The sequence below is a fragment of the Flavobacterium arcticum genome, assembly GCF_003344925.1.
GTDB classification, from domain to species: Bacteria; Bacteroidota; Bacteroidia; order Flavobacteriales; family Flavobacteriaceae; genus Flavobacterium; species Flavobacterium arcticum.
Window position 1 is genome coordinate 2,608,160 of record NZ_CP031188.1, and the last position, 24,348, is coordinate 2,632,507.

At 34.6% G+C, this 24,348-nt stretch carries 27 protein-coding genes and 1 other RNA gene; 18 read left to right on the forward strand and 10 right to left on the reverse strand.

The genetic code is table 11. The annotated features are described in order from the left end of the window. Positions 1 to 5: 5 nt before the first annotated feature. The 3 genes from DVK85_RS11730 to DVK85_RS11740 all read left to right on the forward strand — a co-directional run bounded on the left by DVK85_RS11730 (position 6) and on the right by DVK85_RS11740 (position 4,820). On the forward strand, positions 6 to 1,649 hold the full coding sequence (locus DVK85_RS11730; RefSeq protein ID WP_114678618.1) for a glycoside hydrolase family 16 protein: 1,644 nt from the start codon (positions 6 to 8) through the stop codon (positions 1,647 to 1,649). A gap of 92 nt (positions 1,650 to 1,741) precedes the next feature. Beyond that, positions 1,742 to 4,045 (forward strand): beta-glucosidase BglX, encoded by a 2,304-nt coding sequence (gene bglX, locus DVK85_RS11735; RefSeq protein ID WP_114678619.1) that lies wholly within the window; start codon positions 1,742 to 1,744, stop codon positions 4,043 to 4,045. Between the two features lies 1 nt (position 4,046). Then, positions 4,047 to 4,820 carry a glycoside hydrolase family 16 protein gene (locus tag DVK85_RS11740; protein WP_114678620.1) on the forward strand — a complete coding sequence of 258 codons (774 nt, stop codon included), beginning with the start codon at positions 4,047 to 4,049 and terminating at the stop codon, positions 4,818 to 4,820. Positions 4,821 to 5,070: 250 nt separating this feature from the next. Here DVK85_RS11740 and DVK85_RS11750 read toward each other — a convergent pair whose 3' ends face one another. From DVK85_RS11750 to DVK85_RS11760, 3 genes are read right to left on the reverse strand one after another with little or no spacing between them, the layout of a single operon-like run. After that, positions 5,071 to 5,427 (reverse strand): hypothetical protein, encoded by a 357-nt coding sequence (locus DVK85_RS11750; protein WP_114678622.1) that lies wholly within the window; start codon positions 5,425 to 5,427, stop codon positions 5,071 to 5,073. A 10-nt stretch (positions 5,428 to 5,437) separates the two neighbouring features. After that, on the reverse strand, positions 5,438 to 5,851 hold the full coding sequence (locus tag DVK85_RS11755; protein WP_114678623.1) for a DUF6691 family protein: 414 nt from the start codon (positions 5,849 to 5,851) through the stop codon (positions 5,438 to 5,440). 12 nt (positions 5,852 to 5,863) lie between these two features. Continuing rightward, positions 5,864 to 6,424, reverse strand: coding sequence for a YeeE/YedE family protein (locus tag DVK85_RS11760; RefSeq protein ID WP_114678624.1), 561 nt, complete (start codon positions 6,422 to 6,424; stop codon positions 5,864 to 5,866). A 128-nt stretch (positions 6,425 to 6,552) separates the two neighbouring features. Between DVK85_RS11760 and DVK85_RS11765 the strand changes: the two genes are divergently transcribed. From DVK85_RS11765 to creD, 9 genes are all read left to right on the forward strand, one after another. Further along, the gene (locus DVK85_RS11765; RefSeq protein ID WP_114678625.1) at positions 6,553 to 7,011 is read left to right on the forward strand and encodes a 2-dehydro-3-deoxyphosphooctonate aldolase; all 459 of its coding nucleotides are present in this window, start codon (positions 6,553 to 6,555) and stop codon (positions 7,009 to 7,011) included. 60 nt (positions 7,012 to 7,071) lie between these two features. Then, entirely contained in the window at positions 7,072 to 7,890 is an 819-nt protein-coding gene (gene kdsA, locus DVK85_RS11770; RefSeq protein WP_114678626.1) for a 3-deoxy-8-phosphooctulonate synthase, read from the forward strand. Positions 7,891 to 7,908: 18 nt separating this feature from the next. Further along, on the forward strand, positions 7,909 to 8,769 hold the full coding sequence (locus tag DVK85_RS11775; protein ID WP_114678627.1) for a hypothetical protein: 861 nt from the start codon (positions 7,909 to 7,911) through the stop codon (positions 8,767 to 8,769). A gap of 123 nt (positions 8,770 to 8,892) precedes the next feature. Then, the gene (locus tag DVK85_RS11780; RefSeq protein WP_114678628.1) at positions 8,893 to 9,510 is read left to right on the forward strand and encodes a hypothetical protein; all 618 of its coding nucleotides are present in this window, start codon (positions 8,893 to 8,895) and stop codon (positions 9,508 to 9,510) included. After that, entirely contained in the window at positions 9,510 to 9,806 is a 297-nt protein-coding gene (locus DVK85_RS11785) for a winged helix-turn-helix domain-containing protein (RefSeq protein WP_114678629.1), read from the forward strand. The genes DVK85_RS11780 and DVK85_RS11785 overlap by 1 nt, the downstream gene beginning before the upstream one ends. A gap of 57 nt (positions 9,807 to 9,863) precedes the next feature. Beyond that, positions 9,864 to 10,511, forward strand: coding sequence for a DUF1361 domain-containing protein (locus DVK85_RS11790; RefSeq protein ID WP_114678630.1), 648 nt, complete (start codon positions 9,864 to 9,866; stop codon positions 10,509 to 10,511). Positions 10,512 to 10,575: 64 nt separating this feature from the next. After that, positions 10,576 to 10,980, forward strand: a complete 405-nt coding sequence (locus DVK85_RS11795; protein WP_114678631.1) for a hypothetical protein — start codon at positions 10,576 to 10,578, stop codon at positions 10,978 to 10,980. Between the two features lie 2 nt (positions 10,981 to 10,982). Further along, on the forward strand, positions 10,983 to 11,297 hold the full coding sequence (locus DVK85_RS11800) for a hypothetical protein (RefSeq protein ID WP_114678632.1): 315 nt from the start codon (positions 10,983 to 10,985) through the stop codon (positions 11,295 to 11,297). Between the two features lie 16 nt (positions 11,298 to 11,313). Beyond that, a complete protein-coding gene (gene creD / locus DVK85_RS11805; RefSeq protein WP_114678633.1) occupies positions 11,314 to 12,669 on the forward strand; it encodes a cell envelope integrity protein CreD in 1,356 nt (451 codons plus the stop codon). On the opposite strand, the gene DVK85_RS11810 is transcribed toward creD, so the two are convergent. From DVK85_RS11810 to DVK85_RS11825, 4 genes are all read right to left on the reverse strand, one after another. Then, a complete protein-coding gene (locus tag DVK85_RS11810; protein ID WP_127960589.1) occupies positions 12,670 to 13,107 on the reverse strand; it encodes a lipoprotein in 438 nt (145 codons plus the stop codon). Between the two features lie 96 nt (positions 13,108 to 13,203). Next, complete coding sequence (locus DVK85_RS11815; RefSeq protein WP_114678635.1) at positions 13,204 to 14,865, reverse strand: MFS transporter; 1,662 nt, start codon at positions 14,863 to 14,865, stop codon at positions 13,204 to 13,206. Positions 14,866 to 14,919: 54 nt separating this feature from the next. Beyond that, positions 14,920 to 17,010: a glycoside hydrolase family 97 protein gene (locus DVK85_RS11820; RefSeq protein WP_114679060.1), complete on the reverse strand. Its 2,091-nt coding sequence runs from the start codon at positions 17,008 to 17,010 to the stop codon at positions 14,920 to 14,922. Positions 17,011 to 17,272: 262 nt separating this feature from the next. Next, positions 17,273 to 18,475: an NAD(P)-dependent oxidoreductase gene (locus DVK85_RS11825; RefSeq protein ID WP_114678636.1), complete on the reverse strand. Its 1,203-nt coding sequence runs from the start codon at positions 18,473 to 18,475 to the stop codon at positions 17,273 to 17,275. 196 nt (positions 18,476 to 18,671) lie between these two features. On the opposite strand from DVK85_RS11825, the gene ssrA reads away from it, so the two are divergent. Together ssrA and DVK85_RS11840 are read left to right on the forward strand one after the other, a co-directional pair. Then, positions 18,672 to 19,067: a transfer-messenger RNA gene (gene ssrA, locus DVK85_RS11830) on the forward strand. Positions 19,068 to 19,410: 343 nt separating this feature from the next. Continuing rightward, positions 19,411 to 20,088 carry a Crp/Fnr family transcriptional regulator gene (locus DVK85_RS11840; RefSeq protein ID WP_114678638.1) on the forward strand — a complete coding sequence of 226 codons (678 nt, stop codon included), beginning with the start codon at positions 19,411 to 19,413 and terminating at the stop codon, positions 20,086 to 20,088. A gap of 82 nt (positions 20,089 to 20,170) precedes the next feature. Here the strand turns inward: DVK85_RS11840 and DVK85_RS11845 are convergent, their stop codons facing one another. From DVK85_RS11845 to DVK85_RS11855, 3 genes are read right to left on the reverse strand one after another with little or no spacing between them, the layout of a single operon-like run. Further along, positions 20,171 to 20,482: a rhodanese-like domain-containing protein gene (locus DVK85_RS11845; protein WP_114678639.1), complete on the reverse strand. Its 312-nt coding sequence runs from the start codon at positions 20,480 to 20,482 to the stop codon at positions 20,171 to 20,173. Positions 20,483 to 20,507: 25 nt separating this feature from the next. Next, positions 20,508 to 21,194, reverse strand: a complete 687-nt coding sequence (locus tag DVK85_RS11850) for a thioredoxin family protein (protein ID WP_394338155.1) — start codon at positions 21,192 to 21,194, stop codon at positions 20,508 to 20,510. Between the two features lie 40 nt (positions 21,195 to 21,234). Next, positions 21,235 to 21,783, reverse strand: a complete 549-nt coding sequence (locus tag DVK85_RS11855) for a TlpA family protein disulfide reductase (protein WP_114678640.1) — start codon at positions 21,781 to 21,783, stop codon at positions 21,235 to 21,237. A 138-nt stretch (positions 21,784 to 21,921) separates the two neighbouring features. On the opposite strand from DVK85_RS11855, the gene DVK85_RS11860 reads away from it, so the two are divergent. The 4 genes from DVK85_RS11860 (at position 21,922) to DVK85_RS11875 (ending at position 24,327) form a co-directional block, all read left to right on the forward strand. Next, on the forward strand, positions 21,922 to 22,383 hold the full coding sequence (locus DVK85_RS11860; RefSeq protein ID WP_114678641.1) for a MarR family winged helix-turn-helix transcriptional regulator: 462 nt from the start codon (positions 21,922 to 21,924) through the stop codon (positions 22,381 to 22,383). Between the two features lie 14 nt (positions 22,384 to 22,397). After that, a complete protein-coding gene (locus DVK85_RS11865; protein WP_114678642.1) occupies positions 22,398 to 23,030 on the forward strand; it encodes an NAD(P)H-dependent oxidoreductase in 633 nt (210 codons plus the stop codon). A gap of 31 nt (positions 23,031 to 23,061) precedes the next feature. Beyond that, positions 23,062 to 23,631 (forward strand): YceI family protein, encoded by a 570-nt coding sequence (locus tag DVK85_RS11870; protein WP_114678643.1) that lies wholly within the window; start codon positions 23,062 to 23,064, stop codon positions 23,629 to 23,631. A gap of 126 nt (positions 23,632 to 23,757) precedes the next feature. Then, positions 23,758 to 24,327: an anthranilate synthase component II gene (locus tag DVK85_RS11875; RefSeq protein WP_114678644.1), complete on the forward strand. Its 570-nt coding sequence runs from the start codon at positions 23,758 to 23,760 to the stop codon at positions 24,325 to 24,327. The last annotated feature ends 21 nt before the right edge of the window (positions 24,328 to 24,348 follow it).

Genomic DNA, 24,348 nt, shown 5'->3' on the forward strand with positions numbered 1-24,348 from the left:
AAACTATGAAAAAGACATTAACAATTATAGGAAAGTGCCTTATGCTACTTATTTTAGTAAGTAGTTGTCAGGACGACGATAAAACATTTGGGAGTTTAGATGCCCCAACCAATTTAGAAGCAACTTACGAAATAATAGGGCAATCAGTTGAATTCCCAAATGGAGATGGCTCAGGAAATGTACTATTAAAAGCCTCTGCAGAAAATGCAATAAGCTATAAATATATTTTCCCCGACCAATCATCAGTAACAGTAAGCAGTGGTGAGTATACCAAAAGGTTTACTACCAATGGTGTTAACTCTTATGAAGTTACCGTTATCGCTTACGGAAAAGGTGGCGTTGCTAGTAGCTTAACCTTTATGGTAGAAGATGTACTAAGTAACTTTAATGATCCTGAAACAGTAGCCTTATTAACTGGAGGTGCAAGCAAAGTATGGTACTGGGCAGCAGCGACTGCTGGACATATTGGTGTAGGTCCTAATGATGGTTCAGAAAACAATGGATGGCCAAGTTACTATTCTGCAACTCCTTTTGAAAAAGCAGGATCAGAAGATAGCGATTGTCTTTATGAAAATGTATTGACATTTACCCAAGATGGCGAGATTGTAAAATATACCCTTGATAACGGAGGAAGAACATTCTTTAATGCTAGTTATAATAGTGTAGGTGGCGAAGATTCATCTTCAGATCTTTGTCAGCCTTTTGATACTTCTGGTGAAAAAATAGCCGTATTAGGTCCAGCAGATGCTATTACACCTCAATATGAAACAACAGGTACACAAATGACTTTTTCAGATGGTGGCTTCATGGGGTACTACATTGGTACAAATACCTATGAAATAGTATCAATAACCGAAAACACAATGACAGTAAGAGCTGTTATGGGTAATGATGCTAGCTTAGCTTGGTATCATATATTTACAACACAACCTCCTTACTCTGATGACGAACCAGTATATGATAACTTAGTATTCTCTGATGAATTTGATGTTGACGGTGCTCCTGACCCTACTATCTGGAATATGGAAATAGGTAATGGTACTAATGGTTGGGGTAATAACGAAGCACAGTACTACCGCGCAGAAAATGCTGTAGTACAAGGCGGAAACCTTATAATTACAGCAAAACAGGAAGCTTTCAATGGATTTAACTACACCTCTGCACGTATGAACACGCACAACAACTTTGATTTTACCTATGGTAAAGTAGAAATGCGTGCAAAACTGCCTACAGGTGGAGGTACATGGCCTGCATTATGGATGTTGGGTTCTAACTACCAAACAATATCTTGGCCAGCTTGTGGAGAGACAGATATTATGGAACATGTAGGTAACGACCAGAACACAATTCATGGTACACTACATTACCCAGGCAATTCGGCTGGTAATGCAAACACCAGCTCTACAGTTGTAGAAGGCGTTTCAGATGAGTTTCACATCTATACTGTTAACTGGAGTCCAAACTTCATACGATTCTATGTAGATGGTAATGAATTTAAAACTTTTGCAAACTCACCCGAAGTACCATACAATTGGGATTTCTTCCTAATATTCAACGTAGCAATGGGTGGTAGCTTTGGTGGTACTATAGACCCTTCGTTTACAGAATCTAGTATGGAGGTTGATTATGTAAGAGTATATCAAGAATAATAGTTTTTTCGCATCTTTTCTAATTCACACTTCAATGAGAAGAAGGTTGGTTTATCCAATCTTCTTACTCGTTGATATTTTCAAAAATTATAATGAAATATAATTTCCCAAAATATGCTGTAGTTGTAACTTTACTTGTTACACTAAGCTGTACTACAACAAAACAAAAAAATGTTTTAAATACAGCTAAACCAGCACCCCAATCAATCATAGATCGAAAAGTAGATTCGGTATTAAACCTCATGACCCTCGAAGAAAAAGTAGGGCAAATGAACCAATATAATGGTTTTTGGGATGCTACAGGTCCTGCGCCACAAGATGGTGCAGCCGCAAAAAAATATGACCATCTTAAAAAAGGATGGGTAGGTTCTATGCTCAATGTAAGAGGTGTAAAAGATGTAAAAGTATTACAAAAAATAGCCGTAGAAGAAACCCGACTAGGCATACCCCTACTATTTGGGTACGATGTTATTCATGGTTATAAAACAATAAGCCCTATACCACTCGCCGAAGCAGCTAGCTGGGATATGGAAGCTATAAAAAAATCAGCCGAAATAGGCGCAGCCGAAGCAGCAGCTTCGGGTCTTAACTGGACGTTTGCCCCTATGGTAGATGTAGCACGCGATGCCCGCTGGGGTCGTGTTATGGAGGGTTCGGGGGAAGACCCATTCTTGGGCAGCCAAATAGCCATTGCCAGAGTACATGGTTTTCAGGGTAATTTTAGCGAGTTTAACCTTGCTGCCTGTGCTAAACATTTTGCAGGATATGCCTTTGCCGAATCGGGCAGAGATTACAATACTGTAGATGTGAGTGATAATACACTACATAATATAATACTCCCACCGTTTAAGGCGGCTGCCGATGCAGGAGCACTTACTTTTATGAATGCTTTTAACGAGCTTGAAGGTATACCAGCAACAGGTAACGCCTACTTGCAAAGAAATATACTTAAAGGCGAATGGAACTTTGATGGCTTTATAGTATCTGACTGGGGTTCTATGGCAGAAATGATAAATCATGGCTATGCTAAAGATTTAAAACAAGCTGCTGAATATGCTGCCAATGCAGGATCTGATATGGATATGGAATCTTACGGGTATGTAGGGCACCTTGCCGACTTGGTAAGAGAAGGTAAAGTTGACGAAGAAAAAGTTAACGATGCTGCACGCCGTATACTAAAAGTTAAGTTTCAATTGGGGTTATTCGATAATCCATATAAATACTGCGATGAAAACCGCGAAAAAGAAACCATTGGTAAAAAAGCATTTCATGACGGTGTGCTAGATATGGCAAAAAAATCTATTGTATTACTTAAAAACGAGAACAACACACTTCCTTTAAAAAAACAAGGACAAAAAATAGCCGTAATAGGCGCATTGGCAAACGATAAAACAAGCCCGCTTGGGAGTTGGAGAATCGGTGCTGATGATGGTACTGCTGTTTCTGTTTTAGAAGGTTTAAAGCAATATAATGGTAATGAACTAGTATATGCTAAAGGTGCCGATGTAGCCCTAGGTAACCCAATGTTTATAAGAGAAACTAAAATAAACATGACTGATAAAAGCGGTTTTAGCGAAGCGGTAAATACTGCTAAAAATGCTGATGTGGTTATTATGGTACTTGGCGAACACGGACTACAAACAGGTGAAGGTAGAAGTCGTAGCGAAATAGGACTACCAGGTGTACAACAAGAACTTTTAGAAACAGTATATAAAGCCAATCCTAATATTGTACTAGTATTAACCAACGGAAGACCGTTAACAATACCTTGGGCAGCAGAAAATATACCCGCTATAGTAGAAGCTTGGCACTTGGGTACACAAAGCGGTAACGCTATTGCACAGGTACTCTATGGCGACTATAACCCAAGTGGTAAACTACCTATGAGTTTCCCTCGTAATGTGGGACAATTACCTATTTATTACAATCATAAAAATACAGGTAGACCAATTGAAGAAGCACCCGAAAGCGTTTTTTGGTCGCATTATAATGATGTTGATAATAGCCCCCTCTACCCTTTTGGTTATGGATTAAGCTATTCATCATTTGAATATTCTAACTTAAAAATTAGCTCTGATAAATTGACTACTAATGGAAACATAACAATATCTGTAGATGTAAAAAACACTAGTAAAACCGATGGTAAAGAGGTAGTACAACTGTACCTGCATGACTTATATGCATCAGTTACTCGTCCTGTGCGTGAACTGAAAGGTTTTGAACTTACAGCCATAAAAGCAGGAGAAACTAAAACAGTAACGTTTACTATAAACGAAAAAACTATTGCCTTTTATACAGCTAATAAAAAATGGGAATCAGAAACAGGCGATTTTAAAGTGTATGTAGGCGGAAGCTCTGATGCTACACTAGAAAGCAATTTTACTTATACGAAATAATATGAAGAAAATAATAGTATTACTACACCTGTTTATTGTTGTTATTGCAACAGCGCAGGCACAAAAAGAGAAAGGTAAACTACTATGGGAAGAAAACTTTGATGGTACTACCCTAAATGAGCAGGTTTGGAGGTATGAACTTGGCGACGGTTGTCCTAACATTTGCGGTTGGGGTAATAATGAACGCCAAATATATACTAAAGATAACCACAAGGTAGCAAACGGATTGCTTACCATTACCGTAAAAAAAGATGGTGAAAACTATACATCAACTCGCATAACTACTGCCAAGAAAAAAGAGTTTAAATATGGCTATATAGAGGCTCGTGCCAAAATACCTACAGGACACGGTATATGGCCTGCATTTTGGATGCTGGGCAGTAATATAAAGCAAGTAGGTTGGCCTATGGCTGGCGAAATTGATATCTTAGAGTATGTAGGTAAAGAACCTGATATGGTATTTACATCATTACACACACAAGACAGTCATGGTGAGACAATTAATACCAAAAAAACACGTTTTGAAGATATAGAAGAAGGCTTCCATACCTATGCTATAGATTGGACGAAAGACTATATTAAATTTTATGTAGATGACAAACTTGTATATACTTTTGCGCCTAAAGGTAAAACCGAAGCAGTATGGCCGTACGACCAACCATTCTATTTTATACTAAACGTTGCCGTAGGTGGCAATTTTGGAGGTCCTGAAGTAGATGATACAATATTTCCACAGGAATTTATTATAGACTATATAAAAGTCTATGAGAATTAAAATTTTATTTTATTGTTTAAGTTAGTTACTAAAAAGGATGCTCTGTTGAGTATCCTTTTTTATTTCTCCTTCTAATTTTTCTATACCTCTTAATAAAAGAAAAGTCATAAATCCAAAAATCCAAATTGGCATAATATTAAAAAGTGCAGATATATAATCTCCATTAAAAATGTAATTGAGAACAATTTTAATACAGATTTGAGCAAAAACAGTTGTTAATGAAGCTAATATATACAAGAACCTAACTAATTTAACTTTCATCTTTTATTATTATTTGTTTTACATCCCATTTTCTCTCCCAGTCCTGTTCCATATAGATTTCAACTTCTATCTCTGATTTCTCTCCAATTACTTTAGTCTCTATTTTTGTTTGTTTTGTACCGTCGGAGTATTTTATAATCACAGTATGTGGAAAGTTTCCAAAATCTTTAACTTGTCCTATTTTCTGTACTAAATCACTATTATCTTTAATGTAATCCAAAGCGACCTCATATTCTTTAGAAAATTGAGTACGTATTGTATTTACTAAAGGAAATAGTATGTATATTAAAATAATACCAGAAGACAGTATCGTTAAATAGTATTTTAAAAAGCGTTTAGGGTTCATTCCTTTAGTGTTAATGCGGTAATTTATCTTTCAAAACACCATAAAGGTAAGTTCCTACTAAAGCACCTAAAAGCACTACACCTATACCCCAAAAACCTGCGCCTATCAATATATACATAGGTCCTGGGCAAGTACCTACAAGCCCCCAACCTAAGCCAAACAGTATTCCGCCAATAATATAATTGGTAAATCCTTTTTCTTTATCAGGTATGTTTATAGGCTGTCCTGTAATATCTTTTACCTTTCCTCTCTTTATAATTTGTATGCCCACTACTCCTACTACAATAGCCGTCATGATAATACCAAACATATGGAACGACTGGAAATGAAACATTTCGTAAATGCGATACCATGATACGGCTTCTGACTTTGTAAGCACAATACCAAATACTAACCCTACCAATAAATATTTTATAAATTTCATAGTCTTGTTTTCTTAATTAAAAAATAGTGGTAATAATAACCACGACATAATAAGCCCTCCTATAAAAAAACCTATTACCGCTATAAGCGATGGTAATTGTAAGTTACTCAATCCTGTAATGGCATGCCCAGAGGTACATCCGCCAGCATAGCGTGTACCAAAGCCTACTAATAGCCCTCCCAGTAGTAATATAGCAAGCATTTTAGGCGATTGTAATGCTTCTGTACCTACTAATGCATCTGGTAATAATTTCCCTTCGGGAGCGTCAATATGCAGTTGTTGCAACTCGGTTACCGTTTGCGGGTTCAGGTTAACACCGCTACCATCACTCAGGTAAGTAGTAGCAATATACCCGCCAAGCATAGCACCCAGTACTACAACAAGATTCCAACGTTGGTTTTTCCAATCGAAACGGAAAAAGGATACATTTTTTCCCGCTCCAAAAGCCGAGCACATCGTGCGCAAGTTAGATGACATTCCAAATGTTTTTCCGAAATATATAAGTAAGAGCATTATTACCCCTATAAGTAGTCCCGAAACATACCAAGACCAAGTACCATAAAAACTATACATAACTATAAATTTTCACAAAAATAGGAAATATCCCCCTCAGATAATACCACTTTGATATATATTCATAAATAACTGCGTTATAGCTTTAATCAATATTTTTATAACTTTGGTATCTATTAATAATTACTATGAAAAAATACCTGCTTCTTTCCTGCTTTACTTTGATATTAGCAACATCATGCATAAGCACTCGGCTTACTATTAAAAATATAGATGATAAAGCCCCCATGCCTAAGCTCACAAAAGAAAAGACATTTGAACTTACAGAAATAAGCAGCGATAAAAAATATGGGTATGATCCTGACTATCCTATAAATCTTGGTTTTTTACCTGTACAAAATGCCGATATTAATATAAAACGATATTTTGGGGCATTATCAGGACCACAGGGGCAACCTATAACCTATGAACTTGTAGATAGTTGCTGCCCTTTTCCTTCGGGAAAAAATAATATGGGTGCCGGTTTACTTGATGTATATGAAGTAACATGGGAAGGACTTTCTGTTCCTAAACGGTTGCATATCAACCTATATGAGAGGGGCGAAATAATAGCACCTGCAGGCTTTGGTATCAAGAAGATACTGTAAGAATACTATTAATGAAAAATTATTATGCGTATCTTTGCGCCTTCAAATTAAATCATAACAATGAACATACATAATATACCACAAATCAAGCATACAGATAGCGGTAACTTTTTTTTACTTGCTGGTCCTTGTGCTATTGAAGGGGAAGAAATGGCTATGCGCATAGCCGAAAAACTGGTTACCGTTACCGATAAATTGCAAATACCTTATGTGTTTAAAGGTTCGTTTAAAAAGGCTAATCGTTCTCGTATAGATAGCTTTACGGGAATTGGCGATGAAAAAGCCTTAAAAATACTCGAAAAAGTATCTAAAACATTTGGTGTGCCTACGGTTACAGATATTCATACTAATGAAGATGCTGCTATGGCGGCACAGTACGTAGATGTACTGCAAATACCTGCTTTCTTAGTACGCCAAACTGACCTTGTAGCTGCTGCTGCTAAAACGGGTAAAATAGTAAACCTAAAAAAAGGACAATTTATGAGTCCTGAAAGCATGAAACATGCTGTACAAAAAGTATTAGACTGTAATAATGAGAATGTAATGGTGACCGATAGAGGTACTATGTTTGGCTACCAAGACATGATTGTAGATTACAGAGGCATCCCTACCATGCAGCAGTTTGCCACTACAGTACTAGATGTAACCCACTCACTACAACAGCCTAACCAAACTGTAGGTGTTACAGGAGGACGACCAGATATGATAGAAACCGTAGCCAAAGCAGGTATTGCTGTAGGCGTAGATGGAATATTTATAGAAACGCATTTTGACCCTGCTAATGCTAAGAGTGATGGAGCAAACATGCTACACTTAGACCACTTTGAAGGCTTAATGCAAAAGCTTGTAGCCATACGTAAAACAGTAAATCAATTTTAATATTTCATTACATACACAGTGAAACAACCTCTTTTATTGGTTGTACTATCTTTTTGTCTTTTTTCTCAGTACACCATTGCCCAAGATGAGGCAATAAATGCAGAAAAATACACCGAACATAATAAAGGTAAATTTTATATTTATTGGGGTGGAAACCGAGAATCGTATTCTAAATCTGATATTAACTTTAAGGGTGACGGCTATAACTTTACTTTACATGATGTAGCTGCACATGACAAGCCGAAAGGTTGGCATGCAGATTATATTAATCCTGCTAGGATGACCATACCACAAACCAACTTGAGAGTGGGTTACTTTATAAACGATCATTATAATGTTTCTTTTGGTATTGACCATATGAAATATGTAATGACACAAAACCAAATAGCAAGTATAAACGGCTATATAAACCTACCCGACAGCGAAGCGGGAGCTTCCTATAACCGAATCTACAATAACGAACCGATAGAGCTTACAGAAGATTTCCTTACGTTTGAACACACTGATGGGCTTAATTACATAAACCTTGAAATTGCAAGAGTAGATGATATATCTAAGTACTTGTATATTGCAAATACCGATAAAATACAGGTAAATATAACCGAAGGTATTGGTGGTGGCGTAATATACCCGAAAACCAATGCTAAAGTACTGGGTAAACGCAGGCATGATGACTTTCATATCTCTGGCTACGGATTCTCGGCAAAAGCAGGGTTGAACATTACTTTTTTCAAACACTTCTTTATCCAAGGAGAATTAAAAGGTGGTTATATTAATATGAATGATATACGTACTACCTACTCTGGTAATGATAGTGCATCGCAACATTTTATGTTTTTTGAAAGAATAATAGTAATTGGCGGAATTTTCAGAATATAACAACAATATATATTATTTAAAAAGGTGCGCTATGCACCTTTTTTTATTTCTCAAAAAATAATAGCATAAATATTTGGTACGTCAATAAAAATAATTTTACTTTGCATTTCAAAGTACTTTACTATGGAGGCAGACAAAGATTATCTAAAAGACATACAGGACATCAGGATGATGATGGACAAGTCGTCACAGTTTTTATCACTTAGCGGGCTTTCGGGTATCATGGCGGGTATCTATGCTTTACTAGGCGCTGCTGCTGGGAAGTATATTTATAACCTCAACTATGGACAATATATTATAATAGAGAGTAAGTCTTTTAAAGCTATTATAGCCATAGCTATAGGAGTTTTAATTTTATCAGTTCTTACAGCTTATATACTAACTGCCGTTAAAGCCAAAAAACGAGGTGAAACAATATGGAATACTACAACTAAAAGACTTTTAGTTAATTTCTTGATACCTTTAGTAACAGGCGGTATATTTGCACTACTCTTAATAAAAAACAGGTATTACGGGCTTATATCGCCCATTACACTAATCTTTTACGGATTAGCTTGTGTAAACGCTAGTAAATATACATTGAGAGATGTGCGCTACTTAGGGCTTACCATAATCATTATAGGCTTATTAGCTACCGCATTTATGGGCTATGGGCTCGAATTTTGGGCATTAGGTTTTGGAGTATGCCACATAGTATATGGTACTGTAATGTACTTTAAATATGACCGAAAAGATAAGTAGTGAAAAACATACTGCAACATATTAACAAGGCTTTTGATCATCGCATACGCCTAGGTATCATGAGTATACTTATGGTAAATGAGTATGCCGATTTTACTACGCTTAAAGAACTGCTGGGCGTTACCGATGGTAACTTAGCAAGTCATGCAAAAGCACTAGAAGCTGAAGAATATATTATGATAGAAAAACAATTTATAGGCAAAAAACCAAACACACGCTATATAGCCACAAAATCGGGAAGAAAAGCCTTTAAAGATCATATTGATGCACTCGAAAAACTAATAAAAAAAGACTAATATTTTTTTGAATTTAAACTTTGAATTTCAAAGTACTTTTATAAATATAAATTAATTATGAAAACACTACGACTGACATTTACAAACACCTTCAAGCAACACTATGCACTACTCTATCTTGCCTTGTTTTGTACTGCTTTATTATTGGTAAGAGCAAAATTAACCCATTCTATGTTCTATTCATTTTTGATTTGGAATCTATTTCTTGCCTACCTACCATTATTAGTATCATTACTAATGATTAATAATGTAAAGCTGATGGAAAAGAGAATATACTATTATCCATTACTACTCTGCTGGTTGTTACTACTACCTAATGCTCCTTATATAATTACCGACTTCATCCACCTAAAAAAAGTAAGCACAGTACCCATTTGGTATGATGTACTGTTGCTTATATCATTTTCCACAGGGGGCATACTCGCAGGGCTGGCATCTATGAAACATATATTTAGCATAATTACTATAAAAACCAATCCTTTAGTAGCGTGGTTTAGTATTGCTATTACTTGTTTTCTTTCGGGGTTTGGTATCTATCTAGGTCGCTTTCTCAGATACAATAGTTGGGATGTACTCAGTAAGCCATTAACACTTACTAATGATGTCTTACAAAGCTTTACAAGTACTACTCCTTTGGGTATAACTTTGGGTTTTGGTTGCTTTCTGCTCCTACTCTTCCATTTATATTACACCGCTGACAAGTAAAAAAATTTACACATCTACTTTGAATTTCAAAGTGAAATAACAATCTAAAAACTATACTATACTCATGAAAAACTTATTCCGACAAAAAAGAACAACTGTAAACACCATTGAGCTTATAGATTACCCTAGCAACAGCTTAGGATTTCACTTAGGGCAATACTTATTCAAAAAAGGTTTTAACCCCTGTACAATACTGGAAAAAGAAGATATATATCGACTCCTGATTACGAAAGACACTTCAGTAAAAGAACAATTTGGTATGTACTTCTACTTGTTTGGTAATGGCGATGCGAGCTTCGACACACTATCTGAAATGCTGGTGGGGTTACTCGCCTACCCTTTTGATATAAAGCACTTTTGCAACCAATATAAAGCGGGTAAAAATGCCTTGCGCTTTTATGATTTAGACCATTACAAGATGCTTCACTTACCATTAGATAGAATCAAAGACACATTTTTAATCCGATAACTATGAGTTATAATAATACAACGCCAAAATACTATAATGAATTATTACAATTACCTGTATGGACAGCTATTACTTCCTTTGTTATAGGCACAATACTTTTCGGTTTTCAAATGATAACCAATGAAAATAATAACTTATTAATAATCGGTTTCTTTTATGTAATCATTGCTTTCATAGTAAACCTAGTCATACTCTTGATATTGGTAATATTATCATTTGTTTATAGAAATCATCAATCCGATATTTTAAAATACGCCTCCATACAACTTATTAATATCCCTATTGCAATAGCCTATATATTCATTCTTTTCAATTAACAAACATCAAATTATTATGGAAACTAGTCAAAATCCAAAGAATTTCTTTCAATCTGCCACCGCAAAAATTATAATGGTAGGTTTACTAACACTCGTACTACTTATACCGTTACAATATGTAAAGAACCTTATTTTAGAACGCTCTAACAGGCAAAAAGAGGTAATAATCGATATTAATCAAAAATGGGGTGGCAGCGTTTACTTTTATGGTCCTGTTTTAAAAGTGCCTTACACCTCCTATACTGAAACAAAAGTTACTGACGAAAAAACAAAGCAGGTAACCATAAACCGAACTGCAAATACTAACTATGCTTATTTTTTTCCAGATGAGCTTAATGCAATAGCCAATGTAACTACCGAAGAAAGAAACCGAAGCAATTACAAGTCGGTTTTATTTAACTCTAAAATGAACTTTAAAGGTGTTTATACTATGCCCGATTTTAGTACTGAAAGTATTGCAGATGCAGACATACAGTGGGATAAAGCTTCGGTAATAATCGAAACCAATAATATTAAAGGTATTAAGGGAGAGGTAGCCATGACTATTGGTTCGCAAAAATATATTTTTGAACCAGCTGCTGATAATAGTAGTTTCACTAAAGGTTCTTATGCTGCTTTAGAAACAAAATCTATTAATGTAAAAGAAGTTTTTAATACTAAGTCTATACCCTTTAACTTTGATATTAGTTACAATGGTAGTGAGTACATTAAAATAGTACCTATTGGTAAACAAACTACTGCAAAAATGACTTCGAACTGGAATTCACCAGGATTTCAGGGCGATTTTATCCCCGAAAATAAAAACATAACTGATAGTGGTTTTACTGCCGAATGGAAAATATCATTCCTTAACCGACCATTTGTACAACAGCATTTTGGTAAACTGCCTAACCTTAGCGAGTATAGTTTTGATGTTGATTTTGTAATCCCTGTAAACCAGTATCAGCAAAGCGAACGAGCAGCTAAATATGGCTTTCTTGTTATCGGACTTACTTTTTTGGTCTTTTTCCTGATACAAACCATTAGCAAAATAAACATCCATATCTTTCAATACAGTATGATAGGTCTTGCTCTTATTATGTTCTATACGCTGTTGATTTCCGTAACAGAACATAGCTCTTTCAAATTTGCCTATGCTATATCAGGCGTAGCAGTTATAGTAATGATAGGACTTTACTCATTATCAATACTGAAAAACAAGAAATTCCCATTGCTAATTACTACATCATTGGGTGCTTTATACACCTTTATATATGTAATAATACAATTAGAAAATTATGCCCTATTAGTAGGTAGCATCGGGCTATTCCTGATATTAGGTGCGGTTATGTATGTATCCAGAAAAATTGATTGGAGCAATAGTCATGCTTAATTAATGTTTTTCATACTTCAGAGCTCTATGCTCTGAGGTATTTTTTTTAAGCTCAGTCACTTTTATAAGCACATCACTTTCAAGATTTACAACCTCTCCTGTTACAGTAATATCTTCACCCATTTTTACAGTTTTATATTGTTGTTTAGGATCATCCATATTAGCGATGCTTACAGTAGCTGAATATACTTCTCCTGATGGGGTATGTATTTTTGCAGTATAACCGTCTTTACCATTAATTATTTCGGTTACTCTACCCTCAATAGTTATAACCTCACCATCAGCATGCTTAGAGCTGCTAGGTATAGTTACTTCTGTGGTATTAGTCGCTGTAGTATCGTTTAACTCTATAACAGCAGGCTCTGTGGCATCCTGCTTTTTATTATTACAAGCAGTTAATATTGTTACTATACTTAGCGTGATTAGTACTTTTTTCATGATTCCTATTTTCATCAAAGATATTACGTTTTAAAGTAATAAAAAACCGCCTCACGATTGTGAGACGGTTTTATTATTATAGAAACTAAATATTTTTTAGTGAGCGCCACCTATTTCTACTTCTTCAGCGATACCTTGTTTTTTTAATACTTTAACTACATACCATCCGTAAAAAGCAATGTATGCAAAACAAAGTACAGGTATAAAATAAGAACTGTGAATACCAATTATATCAGAAATCTTACCTTGTAATGGAGGAATAATACCACCTCCTAAAATCATCATTACTAAGAGAGCAGATCCTTGAGAAGTATATTTACCAATACCTACAATAGCTAACGAAAATATAGAAGGCCACATAATACTACAAAATAATCCGCCACTCATAAAGGCATATATAGCTACATTTCCTGTTGTAAATAAACCGATAAGCATAGCTGTCATACCTAATAATCCGAAAATCATCAATGTTTTTGCAGGATGATCTTGCCCCATAAAGAAACCAACTATTTGTATTAATACTATTGCTGCATAAGCATATAACGGTGTAATATCTTGACCTGAAACATAATTAGCCAATAGTACTACACCAAAGGCAATATAAGGTACTACTATAAGTAATACTTTTTTCATAGAGTTGCTTGGGTTAAATACCGTTATAGCTCCTGCCCAACGCCCTATCATAAGGCTACCCCAATACATTGATATAAAAGGAGCAATAGCCGATCCTGTAAGTTCGCCAAATTCAGGTGTACCCAAAAGTTCACCTAAGTTACTTTGTATCGTTACCTCTACCCCTACATAAGTAAAGATACCTAGCATACCTAATACTAATTGAGGGTAACGCATTGCACCCCATCCTTCTGGTTTTTTTTGTGCAGCACTATTAGCAAAAAGTAATCCAAATACTATTACCAATAAAGTAGCTATTGTTAATCCAAGACCTAGAAAGTCTTTTTCTTTATTTTCTATAAAACGGGTTATAAATTCAGGATCTTCATAACGAGAAAATATATAACCAAAAATAGCGATAAGTATAACCGTAATTGCAATAAGTGTATTCATTGCTTTTTTAGCTGGCTCAAAAACCGATTCTATTTTACCCGATGGTAATTTTTTAGAAAAGAAGAATAACCCTGCAGATATAAGGAATAATGCACCTACAAAGATGTAAAGTATCTCCATCATATCAAGAGATTCTGGTCGTTGTGCAAATTCTTCAATATTAATACCCGATGCAACACCAAACAATGCTAATGAAACAACAATAGGACCTATAGTAGTACCAAAAGAGTTAACCCCTCCTGCAAGATTAAGCCTGTTACTCGCTGTATGCGGTTCTCCTAATGAGGCTGCAAAAGGTTGTGCAGAAGTTTGTTGTAAAGAAAAACCAAGTGCTACAATAAATAGCGCACCTAGTATAAGGTAATAATCTCCTGATTTTACAGCAAAAATCATTAGTATAGCACCTAATGTACTAATAAGTAATCCATTAATGATACCTTTTTTAAAACCCCAAGAATTTAATATGTCTTTTTTTACAAGGGTACTAAATATAAATAGCAATAATGCTCCCATATAGTAAGCTCCATAAAAAGCAAAGTCTATAAGTTGGCTCTGAAATTGATCAAGCCCAAATTTAGCTTTACAAAATGGGATAAAAACACCGTTTGATGCTCCAATAAAACCCCAGAAAAAGAATACCGTGATAAGAGTATACAGTGCTGGGTAATTGGTTTTTGTTTGGTTTGTACTCATAATGTGATGAATAATTAATGTGATGAATAAATATTTAGAATAGAATTGTGTGATTTATTGTATAGGTACAATACTAATGGCTGTACCACCTCCTGGTGCAAGATTAAGTTTCAGCTTTGTTTTAGCTGTAACTTTTATAGTTTTAATTTCATAATTAATAGGATCATTTTTCCAATCGGCATTTTTACCGTCTTGGTAAATAATCGCTTTGTATTTCTGATCAGGAGTAAGAAAGTCTAGTGTAAGTGTTGTTTTTCTGGCATTTTCATCAGTTATAGCTCCTAAAAACCAGTTTTCAGTGCCTTTTGCCTTACGAGCAATGGTAAGATAATCGCCTGGCTCTGCCTCTAGCACTTTTGTATCATCCCAATCGGCAGCTACATCTTTAATAAACTGAAAAGCATCAGGATATTTCTCATAATTTTCAGGCAGGTCGGCAGCCATTTGTAACGGGCTGTACATGGTTACATATAACGCTAACTGTTTAGCTAGTGTAGTATGCACTTGCTCTGTTTTAGTAGCGTCATACACATTCATTTTTACTTCAAAAATACCAGGGGTATAATCCATAGGTCCACCCAGTAAGCGAGTAAAAGGTAATATTGTTTCGTGAGCCGGTGGGTTACCTGAACTCCAACCATTAAACTCATTACCTCGTGCTGCTTCGGCTGCTATATAATTGGGCCATGTTCTATGCACACCTGTAGGTCTTGATGATTCGTGCGAGTTAATCAGTATTTTATATTCTGCTGCTCTTTGTGGCACATAATTAAAATGATTTACCATTGCCTGCCCATCATGAAACTCACCACGAGGTATTATTTTGCCCACATAACCTGTCTTAACAGCTCCGTAACCATAATCTTTCATGAATTTATAAGCCCTGTCTAGCCTGCGTTCATAGTTAGTTACTGAACCTGATGTTTCATGGTGCATTATCATTTTTACACCTTTCTTCTTGGCATATTCTGTAACTTCTTTAATATCAAAATCAGGATATGGCGTAGTAAAGTCAAACACTTCTTCTTTCCAGTTACCAAACCAATCTTCCCAACCAGTGTTCCAACCTTCTACTAGTACTCCATCAAAACCATGTTTTGCAGCAAAATCTATATATCGTTTAGTATTTTCGGTAGTGGCGCCATGTGGCTTTCTTTTTGCAAACTTGTTTTGAGAGGCATCCTGTGTACCGCTATAATCCCAAGTTGATACGCCCACGTGCATTTCCCACCAAATACCTACATACTTCATTGGCTTTATCCAAGAAGTATCATCTATTTTAGATGGTTCGTTAAGGTTTAATATCATTTTTTGTCCTACAATATCGCGAGCATCATCGCTAACCATTATAGTACGCCAAGGCGTTACTGCTGGTGCTTGCAAGTAAGCCATATCTCCTATAGCATTAGGCACTAATTGCGATGTGAGCTTGTGTGTTTTAGCATCAAGATTTAAATGCATTACAGGATAGTTTACTACCGCAGCTTCAAAAATATTAATGTAAAGTCCATTTTTAGACTTCATCATTAACGGCGACTGTATGGTATATTTATCTGTTATCGATTTTACAGCAATACCATTATTAAGGTTAAGTTTATCATTATCTATTTCAGATAATAGTGTTTCATTATACACATACTCCTGACTATCGAAATCTCCAGGAATCCAAAAAGCTTTATGATCACCTGTAAGGTTAAACTCGGTATTCTCGGCAGCAATAACAAAATAGTTTAATTTATCTTGTTTAGGAAACTCATAACGAAATGCAACACCTTCGTCAAAGGCTTTAAAAATAATATTGAGCAATCTTCCCGTACCTTCTTGACGAAGCATAACACTCATCTGATTATACTTATTTTGTATAACGGCTACTTCGCCTAATACTGGTTTCCAGCTATCGTTTACCGAAGCTGATTTTACTCCCATAATAGTAAAACTATCGCTAAGGGAGGGTTCGTTTTTAATATCAAGCCCTAAATAGCTTTTTGCTATAACAGGTTGATTTTTGTAGGTTACTGAATAATAAGGACTGCCCGATTGATCGAGCTTAAATTCGGTAACAATGTCTTGTGATGGTGACTTTACCGATTGGGCAGATGTAAACCCAATGCATAAAAGCAATAGTGATGTAAAAGAAATTCTCATGTGATTTAAAAATTTCATAAATATACACATATCCGCATTTATAGCAATTCATTAATCTGCAAAAAAAAGAAGTGTTTTAAAGTGTTATCTTCAATAACATTCAATATTCAAACGTTTGCATTGAGGATATCGAAAAAACAAACTTAATAAGGCTCGGATTAAAATTTTATATGTAGAAAAGCCTCTTAAAAAAAGAGGCTTTCATTTAAAACATAATTAATATCGTAAATCTAATAAATTATATAGGTATTATTTATTAGATTTATTTTTCTTCAACATACCCTTTTAGGTATTTAAAACGTTCGGTAAGTTTTCCGTTTTCTGTTATTTTGGCTCGCGCTAAAATACCATCTTTATCTCCGTTAAAAAATGCAGGGATTACCTTATCATAAAACATCTCGGCAAAACCAACACTCGCATCACGAGGCAATTCACAAGGTAAATTATCAACTGCCATTACTACTATAGCTGACGGGTTATAAAAATCAATCTCTTCATTTGTAGATGGATTATAACCATATATAGGGTCTGCAATGGTAGAAGCCCGAAGTGTACAAGCTATTGGTCCTCCTATATCACATGATACATCGCCAACAACTTTTATTTTATTACTACTAGCTTTTAGCATTTCGCGAGTTAATATATCTGGCGAACCATTACCAAAGAAATGTCCTGTAATAAAGATATCTGACACCTTAGTAAATCTTTCAAAGTTAGACTCATACTCGGCAGGGTTATTATAGAAGTCAATGTTGTTTTTTACTTCGCCATCCTTACGCCTGTTATAATCTAAAACATCTAGTTGTACATATACAGGCTCATCATAATTCTTAGTAAGGTAATCATTTACATTTACTTGCTTCATTTTCATACCATCTAGCATCTCCTTAGCTCCCATCGCTACTTTACCTTTACCTGTAAGTACTATTTTTACAGGAGGTAAAACCATACGCTTTAGTTTAACTATTAGCGTGTCTCTATCGGGTAATGTTTCTGCTTTAGGCAAGTTGTATAATTCATACTTTACTCCAAAAGCTCTTAATGTATTATAAGCTCCTACATTACCAGCATAGCGCCCAAAACCAATAAGTCGTTTGTTTTTTGCATCAACTATTGTTTCATGGTCATATAGCTCAATATTTTTATCAAGTATTGCTTGTAGCAACTTTTGATTATAAGGCTGTTTTTTAATAGTATGCGAAAAGAAGAAATACTTTTTATTAGGTATAAGCGCCTCAACAGGCACTTCTTTAACACCAATAAGCACATCACAATCAGTCATATCGGCATCAACCTTTACACCTGCTGCTATATACTCTTCATCCTTAAATATTCTTATATCCGACACTTCAGCTTTTACTAACGTATCAGGATAATTCTCTGCAATAGCTGCTAGCTTTTCAGGTGTAAAAACCACCCTTCTGTCAGGTGGGCTTTTTCGTTCTTTTATAATACCGAATTTCATTATCTATATGGTGTAAATGGTGGGTTTTTACAGGTTATGTAAAAGATAGTATAATCTTTTGACAATACCGTAATATTGTTTTTGATAATGGCATCAAATATACGGGAAATTGAATGAAACATAAAAACTATTTCATTATCTTTGCAGCATTAGTAAAATGATATTATTTTTGAACTATATCGTTTTACTATTTACTGGGGTCGACTGGTTTTGACAGCAGGTCGAATTGAATGGTAAGCACGCCAGGAACGGGAACATATCCTGTAAATAATGTTTCACAATTTTAAACGGCGAAAATAACTACGCTCTAGCTGCATAATCCGAATTTATAGTACGATTAGCCTCGTTCCTACTAGGTAGGAAAGCGAGATTCTCCTAAAAAGCCTTGGTTTATGGCGTTTTGTTAAGGGGAACCGTAAAAGTAAACCTAGAAATCCTTTTGCTTTGTAGGGGTTTTGAAACTAAAGAAGCTAAGTAGTATGTGGTTGTTTCCGACCTAGCATATTATCGAAAATCTAATTGGAAACTAAGCATGTAGAAAGCTCTTGAATTGCCTGTTTGGACCCGAGTTCGATTCTCGGCGACTCCACAAAAAAGGCTTCCTGAAAATTTTCAGGAAGCCTTTTTTTAATTCTATTATATACTATAATACTAAATACTACTATCGTTAATTACCTTAAAACATATGTTTTATAATAATTACAACTCTATAATATTAAAATAAAATACTAATCTAAGTTTTGGTAAATTAAGTTTAAAACACCTGAATACTTTAAAAATAAAACACTTATAATAATTTTTAACACTATTATCATCTACATAAGTAAATGTATATTTGATAGAAAGGTATGCAATATAAAACCAATCAATATTATAACGGTTAAATATCGTATATAACATTAAATAAGTAAATTTGCATTCTAAAGTAAAGAGGTATGAGTAAATGTGAACAATGTATCGTGAGGCAATTCAGCTCCTTAAAAGCTTTGAACAAAGAAGAGTTAATAAACCTTTCTAGTTGTAAAACATTATATACAATTAAAAAAGGTGAACCTGTTTTTAGTGAGGGTGAAAACTTACAAGGCATTTTTTGCATTAAAGATGGGGTTTGTAAAATGACAAAGCTTAGTGCTAACGGCAATGAACAAATTGTAAAACTTATTTCTAAAGGAGAACTATTAGGACAACGTTCGTTAATTAGCGAAGAGCCTGTAAACTTGAGTGCGGTTGCACTCGATGATATGCAGGTTTGTTTTATACCTAAAGCTGAAGTAATTAAGTTTTTTAACGAAAATAATCAGTTCTCTATGAATGTGATGCGCACTATTTGTGGTGATCTAAAAAATGCCGATGATCATTTAGTAACCATGGCGCAAAAATCGGTAAAACAACGCCTTGCCGAAGTATTACTTTACTTACATGATACATTTGGTATAAATGAAGAAGATAAAAGTCTTAATGTTAAACTGTCGCGCGAAGAATTGGCTGGTATGATAGGTACTGCAACAGAGAGTTGCATACGACTACTTTCGGAGTTTAACAAAAGTGGGCTTATAACCTTATCAGGTAAAAAAATAATAATATCAGATATTGACAAACTAAGAAAAATGTAATTTTAATATAATAGATAACAAAGCATAAAAAAAACAGCCTTTCGGCTGTTTTTTTATGCTTTGTTATAGTAGATCTTTACTATTAAGGCATTGTAACAGGACCTCCCCATTGCGATATACCTCCAACAAGGTTATATGTAGTCTCAAAACCAAGCTGACTCATTATACCACACGCCTGCCCACTACGAGCTCCGGCAGCACAATACACATAGTAATTCTTAGTCTTATCTAATTCTTCTACTGCATATATAAACCCTTGACCTTTATAGATATCTATATTTATAGCTCCAGGTATAATACCACGATTCCATTCATCTTGGGTGCGCACGTCAAGTATAACAGCATTACTGTCTTTCTGAGCTTTGTCCCACCATTCTTGTTCTGATAAATTCATAATTAATTTCTTTTTCCCAAAGATATTATGCTTTTATAGAACAACCAATAGCTTTTGTTTCTTTCACAGGAACATCTTTACCTTCTAACAGAGCGTCTACTGCATTTTCTACATACTTAACCGTTACAGCACTTTCGTCTTCATAATTATCATCTATAGTACCTATATATTTTACTACATTACCATTATCTGTTTTTTGTAGTATATATACATGAGGTGTTTTTGTAGCACCATATTGTGGGTAAATTTTTTGTCCATCGTCAAGAAGGTAAGGAAATGTAAACCCTTTATCTTTAGCTCTTTCTTGCATTTTTTCAAAGCTATCGTCTTTTGCCTTTTCAGGGTTATTAGGATTTATTGCTACAACAGGATAACCTTTCTCTTTATATTTCTTATCTAACGCTATAATTCTATCTTCATAAGCTACTGCATATGGGCAATGGTTACAGGTAAATATCACTATATACCCTTTAGCATCTGTCATATCTTTAAGTGCCACATTATTCCCATCTATATTTTTAAGACTAAAATCTGTTGCTACATCTCCTATTTTATACCCAGTAAGAGCTTCTTCTGATGGCTCTTCCATCACTTCAGCAGATTCTGCTGTAGTATCAACCTCTTCTTTCTTTGAGTTATCTGACTTACATGCAACATTTAGCATTAGTAAACCTGCTGTTAAAAAAAGTCCAAAAAATTTAATTGTTTTCATATTCTGCTTTTTTATTTAAAATTTAAACTACTATTTATTATTATTTAATGCTCAATAATTCTGTTTCTAACTCCTCATAAGTAAATGATTGCTCATAAAACTTACGTTTATCTTTATTATATATAATGGTGGCAGGTATAGCACCACTCCATGTAGAATCTATTTTAGGTATCCATGAGTTAGAGTCAGGATCTGTCATGATAATTACATCACTTTTAAGTTCTTTTTCTTTTAAAAAAGGTATTAGTTTACTTTCTATCATTTTTCGCATATCAAGACTTACTAGTAATACCTTTACTTTTTCATCTTTGTATTCAGCATTCAGTTTTTCAAAGTGCGGTAACTCCTCTACACAAGGCAAACACCAAGTAGCCCAAAAATTGACCACATATGTTGTATCATTATCCCTGTTAAGAAAATACTTTAAACCATCATATTCATAAGCTTTAACACTAATATCATCAGCCGAATATACTTTTACAGGGTTTGGCGCAGGCGCTTCCTCTACTGTTGTATTATTTCCATTTTTACACGATACCATTACTAATAATGCTATAAAAACTGCTATTTTACTATATATAACCTTCATTACCTTTTAATTTAGAACAGGTTAAAAATAAGGTAAAAAATATGGTTTTAATAAGTTTAACACTTTTTTAACCTAACATTTGTATATACAATAATTAAAGATATTACATTTGTACCTACAAATTTTGCAGATGTAATTATGAAGATAGAAGATGTAATAAAATCAGTAACTCCCTTACCTATAGGCAAAAGGACAATATTGAATATAATGTACACACAAAATATGGTTGCCGATAGTTTTAATGAGATACTTAAAGCTTATGAGATTTCTCCAGAGCAGTTTAATGTACTGCGTATACTAAGAGGACAAAAAGGGAAACCAGCTAATATGTGTGTTATACAAGAAAGAATGATAGCCCCTACTAGCAACACAACACGGCTTGTAGATAAACTGCTAAACAAGGAGCTTGTAACTCGCGAGGTATGTAGTGAAAACCGCCGAAAAATGGACATTACTATTACCGAAAAAGGACTGGCATTACTAAAAGAGCTAGACCCAAAAGTACTTAAACATGAAATAAGTTATTCAAAAAACTTGAATAATGAAGAGCTAGAACAACTAAATAACTTATTAGAAAAATACAGAGGAGAATTAATTTAAAGTAAACATAAAAAATGAATAACTACATAGAAAATCTTAACTGGCGCTATGCAACAAAAAAATATGATACCGAAAAAAAAGTATCTAATGAAGATCTTAAAACACTTAAAGAAGCAGTAAGACTGAGTGTATCTTCTATGGGGATACAGCCTTATAAGATATTTATTATAAACGATCCAGAAGTACGCCAAAAACTAAAACCTGTAGCTTATAATCAAGGTGGTGTAACTGATGCATCTCACCTGTTTGTATTTGCTAATGAAGTAAATGTGGGACAAAAACATATAGATGCTTATACTGACAATATTATAGCAACAAGAGGCATTACAAAACAAGATATAGCTCCGTTTGTAAACTCGATGGAAAATTTTATTGGAGCTTTAGATGATGCCAATAAAAAATTCTGGACAGCAAAACAAGCTTATTTAGCCATGAATTCGCTTATTATAGCTGCTGCAGTATTAAAAATAGATGCTACCCCAATGGAAGGTTTTGATAAAGCTGAGTTTAATAAAATATTAGGTCTTGACGAAATGGGGCTTAATGCAGCCGTAGTAGCCACTGTAGGTTACCGTCATGAAGATGATATTTTCCAGCACATGAAAAAAGTGAGAAAATCTGAAAACGAATTATTTGTAACAATTTAATATATAACCAAACTTTTAATAATTAAGAAAAATGAAAAATCTAAAAACAATTGCAATTGCGCTAGTACTAACTTTAGGTACAATTACTACTAAAGCTCAAGACAAGAAGATAAACACTTCTAAAAGCCAAGTAGAATGGGTAGGTAAAAAAGTAACAGGTGAACACAGTGGTGTTATCAGCTTTAAAGAAGGTGTACTTAACTTTAAAAGCGGTAAACTTACAGGTGGTAGCTTTACTGTAGATATGACATCTATTGAAGTAACAGATCTTAAAGCAGGTGAAGGAAAAGAAAAACTTGAAGGTCACCTTAAAGCTACCGACTTTTTTGGTACAGATGCACACAAAGAAGCTACACTTGTTTTTACATCAGTTAAAGCAACAGGGGGTAACAAATATGCAGTTATTGCAAACCTTACTATAAAAGGAATTACAAAACCCGTAACTTTTGACCTTACTGTAGCTAAAAACTCTGCTACTACTGAATTTAAAGTAGACAGAACTAAGTATGGTATAGAGTACAACTCAGGTAGTATTTTTGATGGTCTAGGTGACAAAGTGATATATGACGATTTTGAACTTACTGTAAACCTACAGTTTTAATTTTCAGATATAACTCACATCTCAATATACCCTCTACCTCATCGGTAGAGGGTATTTTATTAAGCAGTAATAAATCTCAGTAGAGGTAAAATGTTTTTTTACATTTGTAACTATTCTACATCTATTATGAAAAAAATTCTTGTCATCGATAACTACGATAGTTTCACGTATAATCTTGTGCACTACTTAGTAGAACTAGATTGCGAAGTAACCATAATACGCAATGATGAACTGGACATTGATGAGGTTGCCGACTATGATAAAATACTCCTTTCTCCTGGACCAGGTGTACCAGATGAAGCTGGTTTATTAAAAAAAGTTATAGGTACTTATGCCAGAACCAAAAGTATATTAGGCATATGTTTAGGACAGCAAGCCATTGCCGAAGTGTTTGGCGGGTCGATCATAAACCTACCCGAAGTATATCATGGGGTAGCTACCAAGATTACTATTGTAGTAGATAATGAAATTATGTTTGAAGGAATGCCGAAAGAAATAGAAGTGGGACGTTACCACTCATGGAGTGTAAATCTTGCCGATTTGCCCGCTGTGCTAGAAGCCACATCGCTAGACGGGAAGGGTAACATTATGTCATTACGCCATACATTATTTGATGTAAAAGGAGTGCAGTTTCACCCTGAATCAGTGCTAACACCACAAGGAAAACTACTCATTAAAAACTGGATTTTATCATAAACTGATACTTTAACAAAAGTA

Bases quoted from the DNA above. Each gene is read 5' to 3' on its own strand.
- DVK85_RS11730 (WP_114678618.1), top strand. From the start codon at position 6: ATGAAAAAGACATTAACAATTATAGGAAAGTGCCTTATGCTACTTATT.
- bglX (WP_114678619.1), top strand. From the start codon at position 1,742: ATGAAATATAATTTCCCAAAATATGCTGTAGTTGTAACTTTACTTGTT.
- DVK85_RS11740 (WP_114678620.1), top strand. From the start codon at position 4,047: ATGAAGAAAATAATAGTATTACTACACCTGTTTATTGTTGTTATTGCA.
- DVK85_RS11750 (WP_114678622.1), bottom strand. From the start codon at position 5,427: ATGAACCCTAAACGCTTTTTAAAATACTATTTAACGATACTGTCTTCT.
- DVK85_RS11755 (WP_114678623.1), bottom strand. From the start codon at position 5,851: ATGAAATTTATAAAATATTTATTGGTAGGGTTAGTATTTGGTATTGTG.
- DVK85_RS11760 (WP_114678624.1), bottom strand. From the start codon at position 6,424: ATGTATAGTTTTTATGGTACTTGGTCTTGGTATGTTTCGGGACTACTT.
- DVK85_RS11765 (WP_114678625.1), top strand. From the start codon at position 6,553: ATGAAAAAATACCTGCTTCTTTCCTGCTTTACTTTGATATTAGCAACA.
- kdsA (WP_114678626.1), top strand. From the start codon at position 7,072: ATGAACATACATAATATACCACAAATCAAGCATACAGATAGCGGTAAC.
- DVK85_RS11780 (WP_114678628.1), top strand. From the start codon at position 8,893: ATGGAGGCAGACAAAGATTATCTAAAAGACATACAGGACATCAGGATG.
- DVK85_RS11790 (WP_114678630.1), top strand. From the start codon at position 9,864: ATGAAAACACTACGACTGACATTTACAAACACCTTCAAGCAACACTAT.
- DVK85_RS11795 (WP_114678631.1), top strand. From the start codon at position 10,576: ATGAAAAACTTATTCCGACAAAAAAGAACAACTGTAAACACCATTGAG.
- DVK85_RS11800 (WP_114678632.1), top strand. From the start codon at position 10,983: ATGAGTTATAATAATACAACGCCAAAATACTATAATGAATTATTACAA.
- creD (WP_114678633.1), top strand. From the start codon at position 11,314: ATGGAAACTAGTCAAAATCCAAAGAATTTCTTTCAATCTGCCACCGCA.
- DVK85_RS11810 (WP_127960589.1), bottom strand. From the start codon at position 13,107: ATGAAAAAAGTACTAATCACGCTAAGTATAGTAACAATATTAACTGCT.
- DVK85_RS11815 (WP_114678635.1), bottom strand. From the start codon at position 14,865: ATGAGTACAAACCAAACAAAAACCAATTACCCAGCACTGTATACTCTT.
- DVK85_RS11820 (WP_114679060.1), bottom strand. From the start codon at position 17,010: ATGAGAATTTCTTTTACATCACTATTGCTTTTATGCATTGGGTTTACA.
- DVK85_RS11825 (WP_114678636.1), bottom strand. From the start codon at position 18,475: ATGAAATTCGGTATTATAAAAGAACGAAAAAGCCCACCTGACAGAAGG.
- DVK85_RS11840 (WP_114678638.1), top strand. From the start codon at position 19,411: ATGAGTAAATGTGAACAATGTATCGTGAGGCAATTCAGCTCCTTAAAA.
- DVK85_RS11845 (WP_114678639.1), bottom strand. From the start codon at position 20,482: ATGAATTTATCAGAACAAGAATGGTGGGACAAAGCTCAGAAAGACAGT.
- DVK85_RS11850 (WP_394338155.1), bottom strand. From the start codon at position 21,194: ATGAAAACAATTAAATTTTTTGGACTTTTTTTAACAGCAGGTTTACTA.
- DVK85_RS11855 (WP_114678640.1), bottom strand. From the start codon at position 21,783: ATGAAGGTTATATATAGTAAAATAGCAGTTTTTATAGCATTATTAGTA.
- DVK85_RS11860 (WP_114678641.1), top strand. From the start codon at position 21,922: ATGAAGATAGAAGATGTAATAAAATCAGTAACTCCCTTACCTATAGGC.
- DVK85_RS11865 (WP_114678642.1), top strand. From the start codon at position 22,398: ATGAATAACTACATAGAAAATCTTAACTGGCGCTATGCAACAAAAAAA.
- DVK85_RS11870 (WP_114678643.1), top strand. From the start codon at position 23,062: ATGAAAAATCTAAAAACAATTGCAATTGCGCTAGTACTAACTTTAGGT.
- DVK85_RS11875 (WP_114678644.1), top strand. From the start codon at position 23,758: ATGAAAAAAATTCTTGTCATCGATAACTACGATAGTTTCACGTATAAT.